This window comes from Mycobacterium sp. HUMS_12744610, assembly GCF_041206865.1.
Taxonomy (GTDB): domain Bacteria; phylum Actinomycetota; class Actinomycetes; order Mycobacteriales; family Mycobacteriaceae; genus Mycobacterium; species Mycobacterium servetii.
In genome coordinates, this window is record NZ_JBGEDP010000001.1 from 697071 (window position 1) to 717353 (window position 20283).

A 20283-nucleotide genomic window follows, 5' to 3' on the forward strand; every position below is an offset into this window, starting at 1 on the left:
ACCACCAACCCCGACAGCCAGGCCTTCGCCGCGGAAGTCACCACCCTGATCGGTTCCCTGCCCAATGTCCGGCAGGTTGTGGTGTACACGCAAACGCAAGGGCGCCTGGACCGGAACGCCATCGCGCAGCTGGGCCTCCCGGCGGACGCCGCGGTCTATCTGTGCGGCCCGACCCGATTCATGAGCGACATCCGCGACGCGCTCACCGCGCGGGGATCTGCTCGGCGGCACCGCAGAGCTCGTCCTGGACCTGTAGCGCCGGCGCGGTCGGCTAGCAGCCCAGGCAGACCGACGCCTCCGCGGTGTAGCACAGGAACGTCATCGTCTCCTGCAGGTACAGGTGCACCGTGTCGGTGTCGTGGCTGGTGTAACCGATCGCGACGTCGGTGCCCAACTGCAGGTCGAAGTCGCCGCCGCGCGTGGTCAGCACCATGGCGCCGTCGATGGCGGGCGCCCAGATGATGTCGCCGCCGACCAGCCGGCTGAGGTGCTCACGGATCGGATATCCGTGTTCGGTGGTCTCGCTGACCTTGGTATAGACCTCGGCGGACAGCAGCACCGAATACGGCCCGTCGACACCGGCCAGCCGCAGGGCGGTCAACGCCTGCGAGATCGCATCGGGCATGTCGCGCGGGTCCTCCGGCAACGTCACCGGGGGGTTGGAGGTGCAGCTGCGGATGCCGTCGATCGATGCGGCGGGGTAGCCCTCGAAGATCGCGCGGTCCTCGACGAACGCCAGTTTCTTGGCGGCGGCCTTGACCGGGTCCCAGTCGGCGTCCAGCGCACCACGTTCCACGTTGTCGATCTCGTAGCGGGACAGGGTAAACGGAACCCGCAGCCGCACAAGCGGTTTGCTGGCGCGCAGGTGAGCGACCACGCCGTCGGTGGGGGACTGCACGTCGACCAGCCGTCCCGTGCTGACCGCCGCGGTCGCCGGCCCGCCGGGGCCGCTGACGTCGACCACCCGCCGGCCGGCGATGTGGCGTTTGAACGTCCGCGTGGCCTCGGTTTCGATTTCTTTCCATGCCGCTTCGGTGACCGGTGCCAGCTCGCGGTAGAGGTTGTTCATCAGGAGGTTCCTTTCAGGCTGCCGATCGACAGTGAGCCGCTTTCAGAGGTGGGGTCGGACGCCGAACCGCCCCGATGTCCCGGCGCGCCGGGCAGCGCCGGTGGGCCGTCGAGGAAGTCGACGGTGGGGGAGAAGAACATCCCCCCGGTCAGCGCGGTGGAGAAATCGAGTATGCGGTCGGTATTCCCCGGCGGATCGCCGAGAAACATGTTGCGCATCATCTGCTCGGTCACCGCGGGCCGGCGCGAATAGCCGATGAAGTAGGTGCCGTACTCGCCCTTGCCCACCTCGCCGAACGGCATGTTGTGCCGCACGATCTTCAGCTCGGTGCCGTCGTCGTCGGCGATGACGTTGAGCGCGACGTGGGAGTCGGTGGGCTTGACGTCCTCGTCGAGTTCGATGTCGTCGAGCTTGGTGCGGCCCACCACGCGTTCCTGCTCGGCTACCGGCAGCGACTCCCACTCCGGCATGTCGTGCACGTACTTCTGCACGTGGACGTAGCACGACCCGGCGAAGCCGGGGTCCTCGTCGCCGATCATGGTGGCGCTCCGCGCGATTGGACCGTCCGGGTTTTCGGTGCCGTCGACGAACCCCAGCAGGTCGCGGTTGTCGAAGAACCGGAACCCGTGGACCTCGTCGACGACGGTGACCGCACCGGCCATGGCCTTGAGGACGCGCCCGGCCAACTCGAAACAGACGTCCATGCTCTCGGCCCGGATGTGGAACAGCACGTCGCCGGGGGTGGCCGGGGCCGTGTGCCGCGGTCCGGTCAGTGCGACGAACGGGTGCAGTTCGGCGGGCCGCGGACCACTGAACAACCGGTCCCAGGCGTCGGAACCGATGGAGGTGATCATCGACAGCCGCTTGGCCGGGTCGCGGAAGCCCAGCGCCCGGACCAGTCCCGAAAGGTCGGGCAGGGCGTCGTGCACGGCCGCCTCCCCGCCCTCGTCGATCGTGACCACGAGGAAAATCGCGGCGGGCGTCAGCGGTGCGAGGATGGGTTGTGGCTGAACGGGCGGCACTCTTTTGACCCTATCGTGAACGCCGCCGGGCCGGCAGCCATGATGGTGGACGTGTCCGGTGAGCGAACAGACGGGACGATGACCGCCAGCGCGCGCGGCCTCTGCGACTTCATCGACGCCTCCCCGTCGCCGTTTCACGCCTGCGCCACGGTGGCCGCGCGACTGCGCGGCGCCGGCTACACCGAACTCGCCGAGGCCGATCGCTGGCCGGATGGGCCCGGCCGCTACTTCACCGTGCGGGCCGGGTCACTGGTCGCCTGGAACTCCGCGGGCGCCGACGGCCCGTTCCGCATCGTCGGCGCCCACACCGACAGCCCCAACCTGCGGGTCAAACAGCACCCCGACCGGCTCGTCGCCGGCTGGCGGGTGGTCGCGCTGGAGCCCTACGGGGGAGCGTGGCTCAACTCCTGGCTGGACCGCGACCTCGGCATCAGCGGGCGCCTGACGTTCCGCGACGGCACTGGGCTCGGCCACCGGCTCGTCCGGATCGACGACCCACTCCTGCGGGTGCCCCAACTGGCCATCCATCTGGCCGAGGACCGCAAGTCGCTGACCCTGGACCCGCAGCGACACCTCAACGCGGTATGGGGGGTCGGCGGGCAGCCGGGAGCGTTCGTAGGCTACGTCGCCGAGCGCGCCGGGGTGGCGGCGTCCGACGTGCTGGCCGCCGACCTGATGACACACGACCCGACGCCCTCGACGGTGGTCGGCGCCGAGGCCGATCTGTTGAGCGCTCCCCGGCTGGACAACCTGGCCAGCTGCTATGCGGGCATGGAGGCGCTGCTGGCCTTCGAGCCGGGCTCGGCGCCGCGCGGCTTCCTGCCGGTGTTGGTGCTCTTCGACCACGAGGAGGTCGGTTCGACCTCGGACCACGGCGCGCAGTCCAACCTGCTGAGCACCGTCCTGGAACGGATCGTGCTCGCGGCCGGCGGCACTCGCGACGACTTTCTGCGCCGACTGCCGGCGTCGCTGCTGGCCTCGGCGGACATGGCGCATGCCACCCACCCCAACTACCCGGAACGGCACGAGCCCGGCCACCCGATCGCGGTCAACGCCGGGCCGGTCCTCAAGGTGCACCCGAACCTGCGCTATGCCACCGACGGGCGCACGGCCGCGGCCTTCGCGCTGGCCTGCCGGCAGGCCGGGGTGGGTCTGCAACGCTACGAGCACCGGGCGGACCTGCCGTGCGGTTCCACGATCGGGCCGCTGGCCTCGGCCCGGACGGGCATCCCGACCGTCGACGTCGGCGCGGCCCAGCTCGCGATGCACTCCGCGCGCGAGCTGATGGGCGCGCACGACGTGGCCGCCTACGCGGCGGCGATGCGCGCGTTCCTGTGCCCGGACTAGTGCCGGGCCTTGGTGGCGACCCCGCTGAGGACTGCCTCGAGCAGTCCATCGAATCCGCGCGGGGCTTCCTCGCCGGCGCCGGTCAGCGCCCGTAACAGCAGCATGCCGATCAAGGCCTCCGCGACGGCGTCCAGGTCGGCGTCCGCCTTGAGTTCTCCGTCCTCGACGCCCCGGCTCAGCCGCGTCGTCAACCCGTCCAGTTGCGGGGCGCTCAGCTGCCGGTAGAGGTCCTCGCCGTCGGCCGGCCGCGCTGCCGCCGCGGCGACGAGCGCCCGCACCAACGCGGCGTTCGGCGGGTCGGCCAGGAACGCGGCGTGCTCGTCGAGCCAGGCCCGCAGGTCGGCGCGGACGTCTTCGGTCTGGGCGACCGGAAACGATCCCGACCCGCCGTAGGCCTCCAGCACCGCCTCGGCGACCATCGGGGCCTTCGACGGCCACCGCCGGTAGAGCGTCTTCTTGCCCACCCCCGCGCGGGCCGCGACGCTTTCCATCGACAGATCGGCGTAGCTGCCGGTGGTCAGCAGCGCGCGGGTGGCCTCGAGTATCGCGTGGTGCAGTCGGCTGTCCCGTGGCCGGCCGGCCCGCTCCTCAGGCATATGCGCAGCCTATGCGGGCGGCCGGGTGGCTGTCCTGGGAATTTCTGGGAAACGACACGTATCGTGTCTTAATCCGGGACAGAAAGGCCACACATGAGTGCCACGTCATTGTCGGTTCCCAACGAGTTCGGCGAGATCACCCCGGCGTGGATATCGGCCGCGCTGGCCGCCGACCATCCCGGCGCCGTCGTCGACACCGTGACCGTCGAGGTGCGTGACGACGGCACCAACCGGCGCGCCCCGCCTCGGCCTGAGCTACCGGAGCGGGAGCGGGCCCGCGTCGGTGTTCGTCAAGGCCGCCGATCCCGACCACAAAGAGATGATCCGGATGACCAGCGGCATGTTCCACGAGCCCCGCCTGTTCTCCTACGGGGTGCGGCTGCCGCTGGAGCATCCCCACGTCTACACCGCCCTCATCGACGAGGCCGGCTACGACTTCGTCATGGTCATGGAAGACCTCACCGCCCGCGGCGCCGACCCCCGCGACGCGACCAGGCCGATGACCGTGGAGCAGGCGGCGGACGGCGTGCGGGGCCTGGGCCGCATGCATGGCCGGTACTGGGGCGAACGCGTACTGCGCGAACCTGCCCTGAGCTGGCTGGAACCGTTCCTGCCGTGGGACGGCATGGAGATGGCCCCGCTGCCCGCCGCGCTCGAACGCCTCAGCGCCGACACGCCCACCGCGGTGACCTCGCTGACCATCGACGGACTGATCGAATCGGTCTGGAAGCCCTACATCCGCACGCTGACCACCTCGCCGCAAACGCTGTTGCACGGCGACCCGCACATCGGCAACACCTACGTGCTGCCCGACGACCGTGTCGGCTTCCTGGACTGGCAGGTCGCCCGGCGCGGCAACTGGTCGCTCGACCTGGGCTATTTCCTGCAGGGTGCCCTGACGGTCGAGGACCGTCGCCGCAGCGAACGCGACCTGCTCGAAAAGTACCGCGACGCGCTCGGCCTGCCGGGCGAACAGCTGCCGACCCCCGACGAGATCTGGCTGCGGTACCGGGCGTCGGTGGCGCACGGCCTGACGCTGTGGCTGTGCACCGCCAGTGCCGGCGAACTGTGGCAGCGCCCCGACATCGCCATCGCTCTGGCGCAACGGTATTCGCACGCCTACGGCGACCTGGAGACGGCGTCGGCGCTGGCGGCGATCACCGGCTGACGGCCGGGGCCGGCGGCGCGTGGGCCGCTCCGGCGAGTCACCCACGCACCGCCACACCCTCGCTCTCGTGACTCAGAGCCGCTTGGCCAGCAGCTCCTCGGCGTCCTTGAGGTAGTTCTCCATCCTCGGTGCCTTTTCGGTTCCCGGGCCGCTACCCCCGCGCCGGGGGCACGAACCTTCGCCACCGCGTCCGGGCGCCCAGGGCGGCGTCACCTTAGACTGTTCGGCGTGACCGTCCCCGGGTCGATCGACACCGTCTCGCATGCCGCGACCACGCCCGACCAACCGCAACCGTTCGGTGAGCTGGGCCTCAAAGACGACGAGTACCAGCGGATCCGCGAGATCCTGGGCCGGCGGCCCACCGACACCGAGCTCGCGATGTACTCGGTGATGTGGAGCGAGCACTGCTCCTACAAGTCCTCGAAGGTGCACCTGCGCTACTTCGGCGAGACCACGACCGACGAGATGCGCGCCGGCATGCTGGCCGGCATCGGCGAGAACGCCGGTGTCGTCGACATCGGCGACGGCTGGGCGGTCACGTTCAAGGTGGAATCGCACAACCACCCGTCCTACGTCGAGCCCTACCAGGGCGCGGCCACCGGTGTCGGCGGCATCGTGCGCGACATCATGGCCATGGGCGCGCGACCCGTCGCGGTGATGGACCAGCTCCGGTTCGGCGCCGCCGACGCCCCCGACACGCGCCGCGTGCTCGACGGCGTGGTGCGCGGCATCGGGGGCTACGGCAACTCGCTGGGCCTGCCCAACATCGGCGGCGAGACCGTCTTCGACGCGTGCTACGCGGGCAACCCGTTGGTCAACGCGCTGTGCGTCGGCGTATTACGCCAGGAGGACCTGCATCTGGCGTTCGCCTCGGGTGCCGGCAACAAGATCATCCTGTTCGGCGCACGGACCGGTCTGGACGGCATCGGTGGGGTGTCGGTGCTGGCGTCGGACACGTTCGACGCCGCCGGATCTCGCAAGAAGCTGCCGTCGGTCCAGGTGGGCGACCCGTTCATGGAGAAAGTGCTCATCGAGTGCTGCCTCGAGCTCTACGCGGGGAAGCTGGTGATCGGCATCCAGGACCTCGGTGGTGCCGGATTGGCTTGTGCTACATCAGAATTAGCGTCAGCCGGCGATGGCGGGATGTCGGTGCAGCTCGACAACGTCCCGCTGCGCGCCAAGGAGATGACGCCCGCCGAGGTGCTGTGCAGCGAATCCCAGGAGCGGATGTGCGCGGTCGTCGCTCCGGAGAACGTGGACGCCTTCATGGCGGTGTGCCGCAAGTGGGACGTGCTGGCCACGGTGATCGGCGAGGTGACCGAGGGCGACCGGTTGCGGATCACCTGGTGCGGCGAGACCGTCGTCGACGTGCCCCCGCGCACCGTCGCGCACGAAGGCCCGGTGTATCAGCGGCCGGTCGCACGTCCCGATTCGCAGGACGCCCTGAACGCCGACCGCTCGGACCGGCTGCCGCGACCCGCCAGCGGGGCCGAGCTGCGGGAGACTTTGCTTGCGCTACTGGGCAGCCCGCATCTGTGCAGCCGCGGGTTCATCACCGAGCAGTACGACCGCTACGTGCGCGGCAACACCGTGCTGGCCGAGCACGCCGACGGTGGCATGTTGCGCGTCGACGAAGCCACCGGCCGCGGCATCGCGGTCTCGACCGACGCGTCGGGGCGTTACACGCTGCTCGATCCGTACACCGGAGCCCAGCTCGCGCTGGCCGAGGCCTACCGCAACGTCGCGGTGACCGGCGCCACCCCGGTCGCGGTGACCAACTGCCTCAACTTCGGGTCCCCCGAGGACCCCGGGGTGATGTGGCAGTTCGCGCAGGCGGTGCGCGGCCTGGCCGACGGCTGTGCCGCCCTTGGTATTCCGGTGACCGGGGGCAACGTCAGCTTCTACAACCAGACCGGATCCGTGGCGATCCTGCCGACGCCGGTCGTCGGGGTGCTCGGCGTCATCGACGACGTCGCCCGGCGCATCCCCACCGGGCTGGGCACCGAACCGGGGGAGATCCTGCTGCTGCTGGGCGACACGCGCGACGAGTTCGACGGATCCATCTGGGCGCAGGTGACTGCCGACCATCTCGGTGGGCTGCCGCCGGCGGTGGACCTGGCGCGGGAGAGGCTGCTGGCCGAGGTGCTGCGGGCGGGCTCACGTGACGGGCTGGTGTCGGCGGCGCACGACCTGTCCGAGGGCGGGCTGGCCCAGGCCGTCGTGGAGGCGGCGCTGGCGGGTGAAACCGGTTGTCGCATAGTGCTTCCCGAGGGCACCGATCCTTTCGTGACGCTGTTCTCCGAGTCGGCGGGCCGGGCGCTGGTCGCGGTGCCGCGCACCGAGGAGAGCCGCTTTCGGTCGATGTGCGAAGCGCGGGGTTTGCCCGCGATCCGCATCGGGGTCGTCGACCAGGGGTCGGACGCTCTGGAGGTTCAGGGCCTGTTCACGGTGACCCTGGCCGAGCTGCGCGAAACGTCCGCCTCGGTGCTGCCGCGCTTCTTCGGAGGGGCGTCACCGGCGGAAAGCGATGCGTGAGAGGCATTTTCGCTGCCCAGAGGTGTTGTTTCTGGCCGCCGCCCTGGTCGGCTGGGGCTTCCTCACCCCGCGGTTTCCGGCCGCGTGGCGGGTTGTCGTGCAGGCCGGTGTGGGCGCGCTGCTGGTTCGGCTGACCCGTGCGCCGCTGGGCCTGCGCCCGCCGCGGCTATGGACGGGGTTGCGGTGGGGATCGGCGGCGGGCGCGGCCGCGGCGGTCGCGATCGCCGGGACGACCGCGATCGCGCCGGTGCGGGATTCCATGGCCGCGCGTCGGCTGCCGGCGTCGACACCGGCCTGGCTGTTGCTGCGGATCCCCCTCGGCACGGTCTGGGCCGAGGAGGCGGCCTTCCGCGCGGCGCTGGCCCGGCTCGGGTCGCGCGGCCCCGGCGATGCCGCCGGGGGACGCCTGCTGCAGGCCGGCGCGTTCGGGCTCTTCCACATCGCGGACGCGCGCGCGACGGGCGAACCGGTGGCCGTCACCGTGCTGGCCACCGCAATCGGGGGCTGGGCCTTCGGCTGGCTCGCCGACCGGTCCGGCAGCCTGGCGGCGCCCATGCTGGCCCACCTCGCCGTCAACGAGGCGGGTGCCATCGCGGCCCTGCTCGTCCGGCGAGATCGCTGGAAACGATCATCCCGGTAGCGCGCGCTCACGGCCGTATACTCGGGTGAGGCTTGACGAGGAAACCGATACACGAGAGGGTTGGCACCCCGGTGCACAGACTCAGGGCCGCGGAACACCCGCGGCCGGATTTCATTCTCTTGCACATCAGCGACACCCATCTCATTGCGCAGGGGTCCCTGTACGGGGCGGTCGACGCGGACGGCCGGCTGGGGGAGCTGCTCGAGCAGCTGACCCAGGCGCGGCTGCGGCCCGACGCGATCGTCGTCACCGGAGACCTGACCGACAAGGGCGAGCCCGCGGCCTACCGCAAACTGCGCGACGCGGTGGAGCCCTTCGCGGCCGAGCTGGGCGCCGAGCTCGTCTGGGTGATGGGCAACCACGACGACCGGTCCGCCTTGCGCAGCGCGCTGCTCGACGAAGCGCCGTCGATGGCACCGCTGGACCGCGTCTGCATGATCGACGGGCTGCGCGTCATCACGCTGGACACGTCGGTTCCCGGCCATCACCACGGGGAGATCAGTGCCTCCCAATTGGCTTGGCTCGCAGCACAGTTGGACGCACCCGCGCCGCACGGCAGCATCCTCGCCCTGCACCACCCGCCGATTCCCAGCGTCCTGGACCTGGCGGTCACGGTGGAACTGCGCGACCAGGCCGCCCTCGGGCGGGTGCTGCGCGGAAGCGATGTCCGCGCGATCCTGGCCGGGCACCTGCACTATTCGACGAACGCGACTTTTGTGGGCATCCCGGTGTCCGTGGCTTCGGCCACCTGCTACACGCAGGACCTGACGGTCGCCGCCGGCGGAACCCGCGGCAGAGACGGCGCCCAGGCCTGCAATGTGGTGCACGTCTACCAGGACACCGTCGTGCACTCGGTGATCCCGCTCGGCGGCGGAGAGACGGTGGGCACCTTCGTCTCTCCGGCGGAGGCGCGCCGCAAGATCACCGACAGCGGCCTGTTCATCGAGCCGTCCCGGCGGGATTCGCTGTTCAGCCACCCTCCGAGGGCGTTAGCGTCATCGGCTCGGCGAACCCCGGTTGACTGACGTCGGCCGACACCTTCTCCCAGGGCGCGGGGATGGGGAAGTAGCGCTCGAGGAAGTCGACGACCCGCTCGGCCCGCTCCTCCGCCGAGACCTCGGGGAAACTGCCGTCGTTGAGGCAGAAGAAGTCGTGGTTGCGCTTCCTGCGCAGCACGGGAAGCAGGTCGAGGCCGGCCCGGCTGGTGGTGTCGACGTAGAGAACTTTGGCCTTTTCCTGCTGGACGGCGCGCCCGGTCATCAGCGCGTAGTAGTGGTAGAACGAGTTGGTCACCGAGATGTCGGTGCTGGACCGGAACTGGCTGGCCTGGGTGCGGGCGAAGTCCTCCGGGAATTCGCGTTCCATCTCCCGCAGCACGCTTTTGCGCAGCGGGACGGCGGTGTGCTCCAGATGGCGGGTGATGACCTGGCCGAATCGCTCGAAGATCAACCGCCGGTTCACCCGGGCGGCGTTCTCGAACCCGCTGCGGGTGGGGTCGTTGTCGCCGATCCCGATGCGCGTCGTGGCCTCGATGAACCTTGTGACGCCGCCCGGGGAGAAGAACATGGTCGCTTTGACCGGCCGGCCGAAGAACATGTCGTCGTTGGAGTACAGGAAGTGCTCGCTGAGCTCCGCGATGTTGTGCAGCTGGCTTTCCACCGCATGCGAGCTGTAGGTCGGTAACGCGGCGGGGTCCGAGAAATGCTCCTCGGCGCGCACGATGGAGATCTTCGGATGGTCGGCCAGCCACTCCGGCGGGCGGGAATCCGTCGCGATGAAGATCCGACGCACCCACGGCGCGAACATGTTGACCGACCGCAGCGCGTATTTCAGCTCGTCGATCTGACGAATGCGCGCTTCGGCTTCGTCGCCCTCGCCCACCAGGTACCGCGGCATCTGCGCGTCGCGTCGCGCGCGGAACTCGGGGTCGCTGCCCTCCACCCAGGAGAACACCATGTCGATGTCGAAGGTGACGTCGCTTGCGTGCGCGGCGAACATTCCCGCGATGGTCGGCCACTTGTAGCCGTAGAGTTTGACGGTCGCCGGCCGGACCTCGCTCCGTGGCAACAAGGTTCGCGTCAGGGAGTTCTCCACCGGGCAGCGGATCACGGTGTCCTCGTACACCCAGAACTGGATCTCCACGCCGAACGCGGGCCCGTACCGCAGACCCCCGGGGGCGATCCGTCGCCGATACAGCCGCACGAGACGCGGATCGGGCAGCGCGGAGAGCCGGCCTCCGGCGACGAGGACGGGCGCCAGCCCCTTTTTGTCGACCGTCTTGGCGTACATGGGCTCGGCCGCACATGACGCCACCAACGCGCGCTCGACCGCCGGGCGCTGTTCGATGTCGACCGCGAGGATCGGCCGGCCCTTGTGGTCACGGATCAGCAGGAAGCCAATGCCGGCCTTGCTCAAGACCTTTCGGATGAACACCAGATCCTCGACCTGTGCCTCGTGGGGGGTCAGGCTGGATTCGAGCCGGGCGATCTTTCCCCGCCGGGTCACCACGAGGGGCGCCGGGGCCCGGCGGGCGGTGCGACCGCCCTCGCTCGGATCGGATTTGGCCATCGGACACCCCGTTCAATCAGCCACCGCGGAAGCGGAAAGCCTCGCGCTCCGCGGCCGGTGCGGGTGCGGGCATGCCCAGTCCGTACCGGTAACGTCCATGGTGCCGTCAAGCCGAAACCACTGCAAGACAGGCGATTTAGTGAACTTTCGGACACCTGCCGGCAACACGGCCGTCGCGGCCGCGTCACGCGTCGTTGGGTTTCGCGTCGGGTCCCGCGCGGCGCCGCGCTCCGCTTTGAGAACCTTGGGTGTGCCCGCCCGTGACAAAGCAGACCCGGCCGTCGCCCGGGCCGCGGTGCTAGCCGTCGCGGACTGGTTGCGCGACGCGTCCCATCCGTCCCCCGACCGGGATGCGCTGGCGACGGCGGTGCGCCTCACCGCGCGCACCCTGGCCGCCGTGGCGCCGGGCGCCAGCGTCGAGGTCCGTATCCCGCCGTTCGTCGCGGTGCAGTGTGTCGCCGGGCCCCGCCATACCCGCGGCACCCCGCCCAACGTCGTGGAAACCGACGCGCGGACCTGGCTCCTGCTGGCCACCGGGTTGCTGGGGCTGGATGAGGCCAGGACCGCCGGGATGCTGACGTTGTCAGGTTCGCGAGCGGGTGAGATCGAGCACTGGTTGCCCCTGTTCGGTGTCGGCTGAACATAACTCTGAACTGCACGTTTAGGGTAAAGGCGGGGAATTTTCGGCGCTCAACACGCTGTGCGATTCGGCGCTGCGGGCGGTGTGCCCGTAGACTCCGTTTCGTCACCCACCGTTCTCCGGGAGCCGCCGAACGTGACCGTCGCTGGAGCAGATGCACCCGAGCAGGACTTCAACTCGCCCCGTGAAGAGTGTGGTGTATTCGGGGTCTGGGCCCCGGGCGAAGAGGTCGCCAAGCTCACCTACTACGGCCTTTACGCGCTGCAGCATCGCGGGCAGGAAGCCGCGGGCATCGCGGTCGCCGACGGATCCCAGGTGCTGGTCTTCAAAGATCTCGGCTTGGTCAGCCAGGTCTTCGACGAGCAGACGCTGGCGGCAATGCACGGCCACGTCGCCATCGGGCACTGCCGCTATTCCACCACCGGGGACACCACCTGGGAAAACGCCCAGCCGGTCTTCCGCAACACCGCGGCCGGCACGGGAGTCGCGTTGGGGCACAACGGAAACCTGGTCAACACCGCCGAGCTGGCCGCGCGGGCCCGCGACGCGGGTCTGATCGCCCGCCGCGCTCCCGCCCCGGCGACGACGGATTCCGACATCCTGGGCGCGCTCCTGGCGCACGGCGCGGCCGATTCCACCCTGGAACAGGCCGCGCTGGAGCTGCTGCCGACGGTGCGTGGCGCCTTCTGCCTGACGTTCATGGACGAGAACACCCTCTACGCGTGCCGCGACCCGCACGGGGTGCGCCCGCTTTCGCTCGGACGGTTGGATCGCGGCTGGGTGGTGGCCTCGGAGACGGCCGCGCTCGACATCGTCGGCGCCTCGTTCGTCCGTGACATCGAACCGGGGGAACTGCTGGCCATCGACGCCGACGGGGTGCGCTCGACACGGTTCGCCAACCCCACCCCCAAGGGCTGCATCTTCGAGTACGTCTACCTGGCCCGGCCCGACAGCACGCTGGCCGGCCGGTCCGTGCACGCGACCCGCGTGGAGATCGGCCGCCGACTGGCCCGGGAATGCCCCGTCGAGGCCGACCTGGTGATCGGGGTGCCCGAATCCGGCACGCCCGCCGCGGTCGGGTACGCGCAGGAGTCCGGCATTCCCTACGGTCAGGGCCTGATGAAGAACGCCTACGTCGGGCGCACCTTCATCCAGCCCTCCCAGACGATCCGTCAGCTCGGCATCCGGCTCAAGCTGAACCCGCTCAAAGAGGTGATCCGCGGCAAGCGGCTCATCGTCGTCGATGACTCGATCGTGCGGGGTAATACCCAGCGTGCGCTGCTGCGGATGCTGCGCGAGGCCGGTGCCCTCGAGGTGCACGTCCGCATCGCCTCGCCGCCGGTGAAGTGGCCCTGCTTCTACGGCATCGACTTTCCGTCGCCGGCGGAGTTGATCGCCAATGCCGTCGAGGACAAAGAGGAGATGCTCGAGGCGGTTCGGCATGCCATCGGGGCCGACACGCTGGGGTACATCTCGCTGCGTGGGCTGGTCGCGGCGTCCGAGCAGCCCGCGTCCCGGTTGTGCACCGCCTGTTTCGACGGCAGGTATCCGATCGCGCTGCCGGGCGAGACGGCGCTGGGCAAAAACGTTGTCGAGCACATGCTGGCCAACGCGGCGCGCGGGGCGGGGTTGGAGGGTACCGCCACCGGGACCGCTGCCGGGGAAGTGCCGATCGGCTGCTGACGCGGGGCTCGTCGGCGCTGCGAAGACGTTTGATACCGGCGGTCGCTGCCGCCCGGTAGCCTTTATCGCGATGACGGATCCCGGAAAAAGCCCCGGACGAGAGCCGGGCAGTCAGGGCATTACCTACGCGTCTGCGGGCGTGGACATAGAAGCCGGTGATCGCGCCGTCGACTTGTTCAAGCCGCTGGCGACCAAGGCGACCAGACCGGAGGTGCGCGGCGGCCTGGGCGGATTCGCCGGGCTGTTCGCGCTGCGCGGCGACTACCGCGAGCCCGTGCTGGCGGCGTCCACCGACGGCGTCGGCACCAAGCTGGCGGTGGCCCAGGCGATGGACAAGCACGACACCGTCGGCCTGGACCTGGTCGCGATGGTAGTCGACGACCTGGTGGTGTGTGGTGCGGAACCGCTGTTCCTGCAGGACTACATCGCCGTCGGGCGGACCGTGCCGGAGCGCCTGGCCGCGATCGTCGGCGGCATCGCCGAGGGGTGCGTCCGCGCGGGTTGCGCGTTGCTGGGAGGGGAGACGGCGGAGCATCCCGGCCTCATGGAGCCCGACCACTACGACATCTCGGCGACCGGCGTCGGCGTGGTCGAGGCCGACGACGTGCTGGGCCCCGACCGGGTCAAGCCCGGCGACGTCATCATCGCCCTGGGCTCGTCCGGCCTGCATTCCAACGGATACTCGCTGGCCCGTGCGGTGCTGCTCGAGATCGACCGAATGCCGCTCGCCGGTCACGTGGAGGAGTTCGGCCGCACGTTGGGCGAAGAACTGCTCGAGCCCACCCGCATCTACGCCAGGGACTGCCTTGCCCTGGCCGCCGAGACCCAGGTCCGCACGTTCTGTCACGTCACCGGCGGCGGGCTCGCCGGTAACCTACAGCGGGTCATCCCGCACGGGCTGGTCGCCGAGGTCGACCGGGGCACGTGGACGCCGGCTCCGGTGTTCGCGATGATCGCCCAGCGCGGCCGTGTCGACCGCGAGGAGATGGAGAAGACGTTCAACATGGGGGTCGGCATGATCGCGGTCGTGGCCCCGGAAGACACCGACCGCGCGTTGGCCATCTTGACCGCGCGGCACCTGGACTGCTGGGTCTTGGGCACCGTGTGCAAGGGCAAGGACGGTCCGCGGGCAAAACTGGTCGGTCAACACCCGAGATTCTGAAGACCGCAAGCTAGAGAAGCCTCAAAGTAGAGAAACCGTGCCGATGCGGAGCGCACCGGCACGGGGAAGTGCACGTCCTAGTGGCGCCAGTCTTCCTCGGCGTCCCACGAACTGTCGGGGCCGTCGTCCAGTTCGGCGGAGTCGATGTCGGCACCCGTTCCCGACAACTCGCGCTGAAGCCGCTGGAAGTCGGTCTGCGGAGAGCTGTACTTCAGTTCTCGAGCAACCTTGGTCTGCTTTGCCTTAGCCCGGCCGCGGCCCATGGGGGAACCCCCTCGCGCAATAACGGAGCGGCCTAACAAGTAGGCGGCTCCGATCTCTGGTGTCGTTATTGTCCTGCCGACAGTTTACCGTGCCCACTGGTCTGGCGTCGGCGCCCCCGCCCGCTGTGGCGGACGTCATCGCCCATCATCGCGCACCGCCCCGCAATCGTTCAACGGCCAGCCGGCCCGCACCGATCTGGTCGGCGGACGGCAGAGAATCGGCATCGATCGACGCAGCAACCCCGGCCTCCGGCCCCGTCGCCAACTCGATCTCGGGCGGCAGCCCGCGCTTGAGCAGGGCCAGCGCCACCGGGCCGAGGTCCACGTGCTCGACGACGGTGCCGAGGCGTCCCACGGCCCGACCGCCGGCCAGGACCGCGTCGGCGGTCGCGGGCCGGTCCACCGACCCGTCGAGGTGCAGTAACACCAGCATTCGCGGCGGCTTACCGAGGTTGTGCACCCGCGCGACGGTCTCCTGCCCGCGATAGCAACCCTTGTTCAGATGGACGGCCCCACCAATCCAGCCCACCTCGTGGGGAATGGTGCGCTCGTCGGTGTCGACCCCGAGGCGGGGCCGCAGCGCCGCGACCCGGTGCGCCTCATAGGCCCACACCCCGGCCGCGCGCACGCCCGCCCGGGCCAGGCGCTGTTGCCAGTCGGCCGCATCGCCGCGCGGCACCAGCACATCCAGTTCGACGGAGCCGGCCACGGCGCTGGGCATGCGTCGCACGAATCCGCCGCCGGCGAGCGGCGCGGCGATCATCTCGGCGGGCAGGGCATCCAGGCCCAGGGCGTCGAGCACGGCCGCGTCGGCGAGCCGCGGCCCGAGCAGCGACAGCACGGCCAGGTCCGCGCTGTCCGGTGTCACGTCGGACCAGAACACCATCCTGCGCAGGTAGCCCAGCAGCGGTTCGCCCCGCCACGGTTCGGTGTCGAGGTAGGTGGAGCCGCCCAGTTCGGTCTGAATCCAGTGGTCTTCGACGCGACCCTGACCGTCGAGGCTGAGGTTCTGCGTGCTGGCGCCCTCAGGAAGGTCGCTGACGTGCTGGGTGGAGATGCTGTGCAGCCAACTCTGCCGGTCACCGCCGGTCAGGACGAGCACGGCTCGGTGCGAGCGGTCCACCAGGACCGCGTCGGTCGCCGCCGCGCGCTGCTCGCCCAGCGGGTCACCGTAGTGCCAGGGCGCGCCCGCGTCGGGCCCACCGTCAGGTGCGGGGACCGCGGTCGGGTGCGCCGATCTTGCCCTCGCCGTGTCGCTCACACGTCAACTCTACGGACTGCGGGCTCCCCGGACGTGTCGGCGCCGCTCGTATGCGCGAGGCCCACCACACCGGTCACCACCGTGGACAAAGTCGTCGCCGACAGCCCCTGCCGCGCCGTCGTTTCGAACGCTCCGTTCGTGATCGTTACCCGCGGGACCGCGGCCCGGCGCAGTCCCGGCCGCCACGGCAGGTCGTCGTCAAACCGTGCTCGCGGTAGCCGCGGGCTCGTCGTCGCTGTGTTCGCCAACCGCCGCACCGCCCAGCTGGGCCTGTGGGCCCGTGAGCGCAGGAGTGAACTTGACCGCGTCGATCAGCTCGTCGATGGCCGCATGCCCGCGGCCGTCGCGAACGGCCGCCGAGAAGCAGGTCTCCAAATGGTTATGCAGCATCACACGGTTAGCGCGCTCCAGCGAGGACTGAACCGCCGAGATCTGTTTCATCACGTCCACGCAGTACGCGTCGGATTCCAGCATCCGGATGATGCCGTCGAGGTGCCCCCGGACCGTCTTGAGGCGGTTCAGCGCGGCGCGCTTCTTCGACGACAGTTCTTCGCTCACATCCACCACCAAGTCCCGTTGCTCCACCCCACCTGGGTGGAGCGGAGATTTAGTCGGCCGAATCCCCGCAATCGACGCGCCGACGGTCCGAAAGCTGCCTGATCATACTCACCCTAGCCCACCCCACCCGGGCGGGGTAACTTGGCGGACGTGTCCGAGGCGCCGGTGGCCGGGGTCGGCTGCCGCGCCAACATGCGTCAATCCGAAGGGCAAGATCGACATGGCTGAATCACCCCAACCGAGCGTGCCCGGTACCGCGCCCGCCGCGGAGTCTCCGCGTTACGACGCCCCATCCGGACCGAGCCGTCTCAGTCAGGCCTTGATGTGGGTGGGCATCGTCGCCGGGATCCTGTTCGTCGTCGCGGTGGTCTTCTTTTCGGGCTTCTTCCTGGGCTGGAGCTCCGGTGGTCACTATGGGTCGCACCGCGACGGCTGGGTCCGGATGGGCCCGGGGGCGCCCGGCGGGATGATGGGCCCCGGCGGTCCGATGAGCCCGGGCGGGATGATGGGGCCCGGCGGGCTGAGCGGCCCGCCGACGTCGCCCGCGACCCCTACTCCCACCTCTCGCCCATAACCCGGAGGGCGACGCCGATGACCCCCTTTCAGCCGCTGCGGAGTCCCCGATGGCGGCGGTGAGACGGCGCGCGGCGCTCGCCGCGCTGGGAGCCGGCGGCGCGGCCGTCGTCGGCTTTGCGTTGCGGGGCGCGAGCGCGTGGCCTGCACCCCGAATCCGGCTCGCCGACCACGACGGGTGCATGGCCGGCCCAGCGGACATGAGGCGCTACGCCCAGATGTTCCACCGGCACAACGAGATAACTCGTACCGTCGAGGACATACCCGGCGGCGTGCGAACCACCACGCAGTCGGCCTCCCCGGATCTCGCCGCGCAACTTCAGGCTCATGTGTCGAGCATGTACACCCAGCTCGACCAGGGCATCGAGGTCATGTGCATGAGCGACAGTCTGCCGACCCTGTTCAAGCACGCGAACGGCTATCGCCGCCGGCTGACGATCACCCCGACCGGGGTAACAGTCGAGGAAACCTCCGATGACCCCGCGCTCACCGACGCCATCCGCGCGCACGCGCAGGAGGTCACCGGCTTTGTGCGCGACGGCATGCCGGCGGCGATGCGCGGGATGATGGGCTGCGGGATGATGGGTCCCGGCATGATGGGCCCTGGCATGCACTGATCGCCGTGTCGACCCGCTGCGCCCGGCTTCGCCGCGCTTGCGATCGCCACTAGGCTGCTTCTCCATGACGGGCCAGGCGGGTGTGATCGTCACGCTGGACGGCAACGTCCATCCCCCCGGGACTCCGCTGTTGTACGCCGACGATCTCGCGGCGGTCCGCGGTGACGGCGTCTTCGAGACGCTGTTGATCCGCCACGGCAGAGCCTGTCTGATCGAATCGCACCTACAGCGGCTGACCCAGTCGGCCAGGATGCTGGACCTGCCGCCGCCGGACCTCGCGAGCTGGCGGAGCGCCATCGACGTGGCCACCCGCCGGTGGGTGGCAGACACCGACGGCGAGGGCGCGTTGCGCCTGATCTACAGCCGCGGCCGCGAGAGCGGCCCGGCGCCCACCGCCTACGTGATGGTCGACAGCGTCCCGGAACGTGTCGCGGCCGTGCGGCGCGACGGCCTGGCGGCGATCACGCTCGATCGCGGATTGCCCGCCCTCGGTGTCGACGCGATGCCCTGGCTGCTGGCCGGCGCCAAGACGCTGTCGTACGCGATCAACATGGCCGCACTGCGTCACGCGGCCCGGCAGGGCGCCGGTGACGTCGTGTTCGTCAGCTCCGACGGTTACGTCCTGGAAGGACCGCGTTCGACTGTGGTCATCGCCACGGACTCCGATGCGGAAGATCCTTGCCTGCTGACACCGCCGCCCTGGTATCCGATCCTGCGGGGCACCACCCAACAAGCACTGTTCGAGGTGGCCCGGTCCAAGGGATACGACTGCGACTACCGCGCGTTACGCATCGCCGATCTCCATGCTGCGCAGGGTATTTGGCTGGTGTCGAGCATGACTCTGGCCGCGCGGGTGCACACCCTCGACGGCCGCCCGCTGCCGCGGCCCGCGATGGCCGCGGAATTCGCCGCCCTGATCGACGCGGCCGTCACCAGCGATCGCTGAGAAGTGAATTGTGTTGTCGGCTTGCCGATTTGCAGGTACGGTCGGCCGTACACAGGAAAGGAGGTGGTCCGCGAAATTGATAGCTTCATGGACATGTGAGGTGGCTGCGCGCTAGCAGCGTTGGCTCGGCAGAGAAGAGCTGGTGGCCAATGCGCGCTGGCGAATTCCCCGCAGTCACCCGGCCCCCGAGCATCCGGTGTTGTCCAGCCAGGAGCTTTGCTCGGGGGCCGCTCCATGTCCGGACTCGGTGAGGTCCCGAAGCGCGGCGCTATCCGGCAAACCGCGACAGGCGCGCCGACAGATGCGGCACCAGCCCGCCGTCGGCGTCCACCCGTTCCTCGACGTAGGCCAAGTCGCCGCCCTCGACGATGCCGTAGAGCCGCTTGGCGCCACCGACGAGCACCCCGGACCGACTGCGTGCCAGGGCATCGGTCACCAATTCCCACGACGACTGGTTGCGCGGCCGCCCGTAGAACAGCTCGACATAACCGGCGGAATGAGCCAGCAGCAACTCGATGGCCTGCGACTCGCTGGGATCGTCGGGGTCGTTGACGAAGCGCCAGAACCCCGTCTCGCGCAATCCGCGTTCCTGGTAGGCGCCCGCCTCGCTGAGCCGCCAGGATCGGGCCTCCCAATTCAGGTAGTCGCCGCCGTCGTGCGAGACCACGATCTGCTGGCCGAACCGGTAGTCCCCGTCTTGCGCGCGGCCTTCGCCCTCCCCGCGCCACACACCGACCAGTGGCAGCAACGCCAGGAGTGCGTCGTTGAGGTTTGCGCCTTCCCGCAGGTTCGCGGTGTCGGCCGGAAGCGGCAGATCGTCGAACGCCGGGATGTTGCGCGCCGAGGTCACCTTGGCGCGTTCGGTAGCGGCCGCCATGGTGCGGTCGCCGAAGGCCGCACCGCCCGCGCCGTCAGCGTCGTCGTCAGAGGAGGTCACGACTCGTCAGTGATCAGCCGGTACAGCGTGTACAGCGCGAACCAGGAAATGACCACGACCGCCAGCACCAGCACAATCTCGAAGAACAGCACCACGCAGACGAGTCTATTCGCCGACGGCGCGGGCCGCGGCCCCTCCCGCCTCCCCTTCCCGCATCGGGGGTGAACCCTGGGCGGCGGCACGCCGAGGATGCGCGCCCTGTGTACACCCCGAAAGCCGTGAGATCACAGTCGGCGCCGACGGTGCGATCACGGCGCCGCCGACGGCCCGGCCGTCAGGCCAACAGCGGTTCCAGCGCGCAACGCAGATCGGAGGCCGTTGGCACGCCCGAGGTCCGGTATCTCTGTCGCCCTTCGGCGTCGAAGATCAACGTGGTGGGCAGCGACAGCACCGCGAAGCGGTGGGCGGCGGCCGGGTCGGCGTCCAGGTCGATCTCGAGGTGGGCGACGCCGCCCAGGTCGTCGCAAACCTGGCCGACCACCGTGCGAACCCGGTCGCACGGTCCGCACCACGGGGCGCTGAAGTGGACGACGGCCGGCCCATCGCGGGACAGACCCAGGTTGGCGAGGTCGACGGCCTCGTGCCGCGCCGAGCCCGGGCGGATCTGCCTGATCCGTCCCGCGCGCCGGGTCAGCAACCAGCCTGCCGGCGTGGCCACGACGGCCGCGGCCGCGATCGCGACGAGAACGGTGGTCACA

General features: G+C 69.9%; 20 protein-coding genes and 1 pseudogene. 11 read left to right on the top strand and 10 right to left on the bottom strand.

Annotated features, from left to right (window positions below):
* Window positions 1-271: 271 nt before the first annotated feature.
* Both AB8998_RS03550 and AB8998_RS03555 read right to left on the bottom strand, forming a co-directional pair.
* Window positions 272-1069: a family 1 encapsulin nanocompartment shell protein gene (locus tag AB8998_RS03550; RefSeq protein WP_369736855.1), complete on the bottom strand. Its 798-nt coding sequence runs from the start codon at window positions 1067-1069 to the stop codon at window positions 272-274.
* The gene (locus AB8998_RS03555; RefSeq protein WP_369736856.1) at window positions 1069-2091 is read right to left on the bottom strand and encodes a Dyp-type peroxidase; all 1023 of its coding nucleotides are present in this window, start codon (window positions 2089-2091) and stop codon (window positions 1069-1071) included. Before AB8998_RS03555 ends, AB8998_RS03550 begins: the two co-directional genes overlap by 1 nt.
* Window positions 2092-2169: 78 nt before the next feature.
* On the opposite strand from AB8998_RS03555, the gene AB8998_RS03560 reads away from it, so the two are divergent.
* Window positions 2170-3438, top strand: a complete 1269-nt coding sequence (locus AB8998_RS03560; protein ID WP_369736857.1) for a M18 family aminopeptidase — start codon at window positions 2170-2172, stop codon at window positions 3436-3438.
* Here AB8998_RS03560 and AB8998_RS03565 read toward each other — a convergent pair.
* A complete protein-coding gene (locus AB8998_RS03565; RefSeq protein WP_369736858.1) occupies window positions 3435-4034 on the bottom strand; it encodes a TetR/AcrR family transcriptional regulator in 600 nt (199 codons plus the stop codon). The genes AB8998_RS03560 and AB8998_RS03565 overlap by 4 nt on opposite strands.
* Window positions 4035-4127: 93 nt before the next feature.
* Here AB8998_RS03565 and AB8998_RS03570 point away from each other — a divergent pair.
* Window positions 4128-5202 (top strand): annotated as a pseudogene (locus tag AB8998_RS03570) (phosphotransferase).
* 72 nt (window positions 5203-5274) lie between these two features.
* Here AB8998_RS03570 and AB8998_RS03575 read toward each other — a convergent pair.
* Window positions 5275-5415 carry a hypothetical protein gene (locus AB8998_RS03575; RefSeq protein WP_369736859.1) on the bottom strand — a complete coding sequence of 47 codons (141 nt, stop codon included), beginning with the start codon at window positions 5413-5415 and terminating at the stop codon, window positions 5275-5277.
* Between the two features lie 15 nt (window positions 5416-5430).
* Here AB8998_RS03575 and purL point away from each other — a divergent pair, with 15 nt between their 5' ends.
* From purL to AB8998_RS03590, 3 genes are all read left to right on the top strand, one after another.
* Entirely contained in the window at window positions 5431-7737 is a 2307-nt protein-coding gene (purL, locus tag AB8998_RS03580) for a phosphoribosylformylglycinamidine synthase subunit PurL (protein WP_369736860.1), read from the top strand.
* Entirely contained in the window at window positions 7730-8377 is a 648-nt protein-coding gene (locus AB8998_RS03585; RefSeq protein ID WP_369736861.1) for an Rv0804 family intramembrane glutamic endopeptidase, read from the top strand. The genes purL and AB8998_RS03585 overlap by 8 nt, the downstream gene beginning before the upstream one ends.
* A 71-nt stretch (window positions 8378-8448) precedes the next feature.
* Window positions 8449-9402: a 3',5'-cyclic adenosine monophosphate phosphodiesterase CpdA gene (locus AB8998_RS03590; protein WP_369736862.1), complete on the top strand. Its 954-nt coding sequence runs from the start codon at window positions 8449-8451 to the stop codon at window positions 9400-9402.
* On the opposite strand, the gene AB8998_RS03595 is transcribed toward AB8998_RS03590, so the two are convergent.
* A complete protein-coding gene (locus tag AB8998_RS03595) occupies window positions 9347-10945 on the bottom strand; it encodes a stealth family protein (protein WP_369736863.1) in 1599 nt (532 codons plus the stop codon). The genes AB8998_RS03590 and AB8998_RS03595 overlap by 56 nt on opposite strands.
* Window positions 10946-11195: 250 nt before the next feature.
* On the opposite strand from AB8998_RS03595, the gene AB8998_RS03600 reads away from it, so the two are divergent.
* The 3 genes from AB8998_RS03600 (at window position 11196) to purM (ending at window position 14430) form a co-directional block, all read left to right on the top strand.
* Window positions 11196-11585 (top strand): sterol carrier family protein, encoded by a 390-nt coding sequence (locus AB8998_RS03600; RefSeq protein ID WP_369736864.1) that lies wholly within the window; start codon window positions 11196-11198, stop codon window positions 11583-11585.
* Window positions 11586-11720: 135 nt separating this feature from the next.
* Window positions 11721-13268, top strand: coding sequence for an amidophosphoribosyltransferase (gene purF / locus AB8998_RS03605; RefSeq protein WP_369736865.1), 1548 nt, complete (start codon window positions 11721-11723; stop codon window positions 13266-13268).
* A 70-nt stretch (window positions 13269-13338) separates the two neighbouring features.
* Window positions 13339-14430 carry a phosphoribosylformylglycinamidine cyclo-ligase gene (gene purM / locus AB8998_RS03610; RefSeq protein ID WP_369736866.1) on the top strand — a complete coding sequence of 364 codons (1092 nt, stop codon included), beginning with the start codon at window positions 13339-13341 and terminating at the stop codon, window positions 14428-14430.
* 77 nt (window positions 14431-14507) lie between these two features.
* Here the strand turns inward: purM and AB8998_RS03615 are convergent, their stop codons facing one another.
* The 3 genes from AB8998_RS03615 to csoR all read right to left on the bottom strand — a co-directional run bounded on the left by AB8998_RS03615 (window position 14508) and on the right by csoR (window position 16512).
* On the bottom strand, window positions 14508-14693 hold the full coding sequence (locus tag AB8998_RS03615; RefSeq protein WP_369736867.1) for a DUF3073 domain-containing protein: 186 nt from the start codon (window positions 14691-14693) through the stop codon (window positions 14508-14510).
* Between the two features lie 145 nt (window positions 14694-14838).
* Window positions 14839-15954: a CAF17-like 4Fe-4S cluster assembly/insertion protein YgfZ gene (gene ygfZ, locus AB8998_RS03620; RefSeq protein ID WP_369736868.1), complete on the bottom strand. Its 1116-nt coding sequence runs from the start codon at window positions 15952-15954 to the stop codon at window positions 14839-14841.
* Between the two features lie 198 nt (window positions 15955-16152).
* On the bottom strand, window positions 16153-16512 hold the full coding sequence (gene csoR, locus AB8998_RS03625) for a copper-sensing transcriptional repressor CsoR (RefSeq protein ID WP_369741413.1): 360 nt from the start codon (window positions 16510-16512) through the stop codon (window positions 16153-16155).
* 220 nt (window positions 16513-16732) lie between these two features.
* Between csoR and AB8998_RS03630 the strand changes: the two genes are divergently transcribed.
* The 3 genes from AB8998_RS03630 to AB8998_RS03640 all read left to right on the top strand — a co-directional run bounded on the left by AB8998_RS03630 (window position 16733) and on the right by AB8998_RS03640 (window position 18648).
* The gene (locus AB8998_RS03630; protein ID WP_369736869.1) at window positions 16733-17086 is read left to right on the top strand and encodes a hypothetical protein; all 354 of its coding nucleotides are present in this window, start codon (window positions 16733-16735) and stop codon (window positions 17084-17086) included.
* A gap of 49 nt (window positions 17087-17135) precedes the next feature.
* Window positions 17136-17702 (top strand): hypothetical protein, encoded by a 567-nt coding sequence (locus AB8998_RS03635; RefSeq protein WP_369736870.1) that lies wholly within the window; start codon window positions 17136-17138, stop codon window positions 17700-17702.
* Window positions 17703-17784: 82 nt separating this feature from the next.
* A complete protein-coding gene (locus AB8998_RS03640; RefSeq protein WP_369741414.1) occupies window positions 17785-18648 on the top strand; it encodes an aminodeoxychorismate lyase in 864 nt (287 codons plus the stop codon).
* A 268-nt stretch (window positions 18649-18916) separates the two neighbouring features.
* Here the strand turns inward: AB8998_RS03640 and AB8998_RS03645 are convergent, their stop codons facing one another.
* Together AB8998_RS03645 and AB8998_RS03650 are read right to left on the bottom strand one after the other, a co-directional pair.
* Window positions 18917-19525: a heme-binding beta-barrel domain-containing protein gene (locus tag AB8998_RS03645; protein WP_369741415.1), complete on the bottom strand. Its 609-nt coding sequence runs from the start codon at window positions 19523-19525 to the stop codon at window positions 18917-18919.
* A 334-nt stretch (window positions 19526-19859) separates the two neighbouring features.
* Window positions 19860-20282, bottom strand: coding sequence for a TlpA family protein disulfide reductase (locus AB8998_RS03650; RefSeq protein ID WP_369736871.1), 423 nt, complete (start codon window positions 20280-20282; stop codon window positions 19860-19862).
* Between the last annotated feature and the right edge of the window lies 1 nt (window position 20283).